The sequence below is a fragment of the Streptomyces sp. NPDC004561 genome (genome assembly GCF_053602155.1).
Genome location: NZ_JBSGDB010000786.1, coordinates 1 through 2,467 on the forward strand (window position 1 = coordinate 1; position 2,467 = coordinate 2,467).

Sequence of the window (2,467 nt, forward strand, 5' to 3'; positions counted from 1 at the left end):
CCGTCGATCGAGTGGCGGCCGTACGCCTTCAGGTACAGCTCGAAGGTGGCGCCGAGGCCCGCGTAGGCGCGGTTGACCGTGGCGTCCGTGCCGGGGTCGGAGCCCTCCTCGCGCACCTTGGTGCCGGGCAGGTCCTGGGTGTGGTGGGTGTCGTGGATGGTGCGGTGCGGCTGGTCCGCCGTGGTGCCGGCGGGCGGGGCGACGGCGGGCGCGCCGATCACCGTGGTCAGGCGCCGCTTGGTGCGCTGGTAGGCGTCGTGCTCCAGGGACCGGCGGGCCGGTCCGGAGAGCGCGGGATCCTCGGCCTGCGCGAGCTTGTCGAGGACGTGCGGCGGCACGATCGTGCAGAAGACGGGCTCAAAGCCCCCGTTGGTCGTCATGCCCGGCACCCTTGCACTGCGTGACGCACATGTCACTAGCTGCCACCATGATTGGTGAAATACCGGGACAGGAACCGCGACGCTCAGTGACGATGTGGTACGGCACACCTTTTGTCCTAATTGTGATGCCGGTCCCGCATACTGGAACGCGTGCCCACGTCCGGGACGGCTCGGCTAGGCTGCGCAGCATCATGCGTTTCGGGCTGCTTCTTCTTAGCTGCCGCGGCGAGGGCCTGTAGTCGAGGCCGACTCCCTCCCCGCGGAGCTTGGCGTTGCGTCGTCGGCCGTCCTTCCGGACATCCAGAGGAGCCTTACGCATCATGGCCAACCGCCAGCAGCCCAGTTCCATGCCGGTCCACAGGTACGGCCGCTACGAGCAGGTCGACATCCCGGACCGCACCTGGCCCCAGAAGCGCGTCACCGCCGCCCCCCGCTGGCTCTCCACCGATCTGCGCGACGGCAACCAGGCCCTGATCGACCCGATGTCGCCCGAGCGCAAGCGCCGGATGTTCGACCAGCTGGTCAGGATGGGCTACAAGGAGATCGAGGTCGGCTTCCCCGCCTCCGGCCAGACCGACTTCGACTTCGTGCGCTCGATCATCGAGGAAGAGGGCGCGATCCCCGAGGACGTGACGATCTCCGTCCTGACCCAGGCCCGTGAGGACCTGATCGAGCGGACCGTGGAGTCCCTGAAGGGCGCCCGCCGCGCCACCGTCCACCTGTACAACGCCACCGCCCCGGTCTTCCGCCGGGTCGTCTTCCGCGGCTCCAAGGACGACATCAAGCAGATCGCCGTCGACGGCACCCGCCTGGTGATGGAGTACGCCGAGAAGCTGCTGGGCCCCGAAACGGAGTTCGGCTACCAGTACAGCCCCGAGATCTTCACCGACACCGAGCTGGACTTCGCGCTGGAGGTCTGCGAGGCGGTCATGGACGTCTACCAGCCGGGCCCAGGCCGCGAGATCATCCTCAACCTGCCCGCCACCGTGGAGCGTTCGACCCCGTCCACGCACGCGGACCGCTTCGAGTGGATGCACCGCAACCTCTCCCGCCGCGAGCACGTCTGCCTGTCCGTCCACCCGCACAACGACCGCGGCACGGCCGTGGCGGCCGCCGAGCTGGCGCTGATGGCCGGCGCCGACCGCGTCGAGGGCTGCCTGTTCGGGCAGGGCGAGCGCACCGGCAACGTCGACCTGGTCACCCTGGGCATGAACCTCTTCTCCCAGGGCGTCGACCCGCAGATCGACTTCTCCGACATCGACGAGATCCGTCGCACGTGGGAGTACTGCAACCAGATGGAGGTCCACCCGCGCCACCCGTACGTGGGCGACCTGGTCTACACGTCCTTCTCCGGCTCCCACCAGGACGCCATCAAGAAGGGCTTCGACGCCATGGAGGCCGACGCGAAGGCCAGGGGCGTCACCGTCGACGACATCGAGTGGGCGGTGCCGTACCTGCCGATCGACCCGAAGGACGTCGGCCGCTCCTACGAGGCCGTCATCCGGGTCAACTCGCAGTCCGGCAAGGGCGGTGTCTCCTACGTCCTGAAGAACGACCACAAGCTGGAACTGCCGCGCCGGATGCAGATCGAGTTCTCGAAGATCATCCAGGCGAAGACCGACGCCGACGGGGGCGAGATCACGCCGAAGGAGATCTGGGCGGTCTTCCAGGACGAGTACCTGCCGAACCCCGGCAACGCATGGGGCCGCATCCAGGTCAGGACCGGCCAGTCGACCACCGACACCGACGGCGTGGACACCCTGACCGTCGAGGCCACCGTCGACGGCGAGGACACCGTCCTGACCGGCTCCGGCAACGGTCCGATCTCGGCCTTCTTCGACGCCCTGCAGTCCATCGGCGTGGACGTACGCCTGCTGGACTACCAGGAGCACACGATGAGCGAGGGCGCCTCCGCGCAGGCCGCCTCCTACATCGAGTGCGCGATCGGCGACAAGGTTCTGTGGGGGATCGGCATCGACGCGAACACGACGCGTGCGTCGCTGAAGGCGGTCGTCTCCGCCGTCAACCGCGCGACCCGCTCCTCCCTGACCGGGAGTTTCGGGGCCCCGGCCGCCACATACGGCGGC

Annotated in this window: 1 protein-coding gene and 1 pseudogene; one reads left to right on the top strand and one right to left on the bottom strand. The window is 68.5% G+C overall.

Annotated elements, in window-relative coordinates; genetic code table 11:
* Positions 1 to 380 (bottom strand): annotated as a pseudogene (locus ACWEN3_RS45260) (peptidase M4 family protein); the annotation flags it as partial.
* A gap of 320 nt (positions 381 to 700) precedes the next feature.
* Here ACWEN3_RS45260 and leuA point away from each other — a divergent pair.
* Positions 701 to 2,467, top strand: a 1,767-nt coding sequence (gene leuA / locus ACWEN3_RS45265; protein ID WP_452984121.1) for a 2-isopropylmalate synthase, incomplete at its 3' end; no start/stop codon positions are given.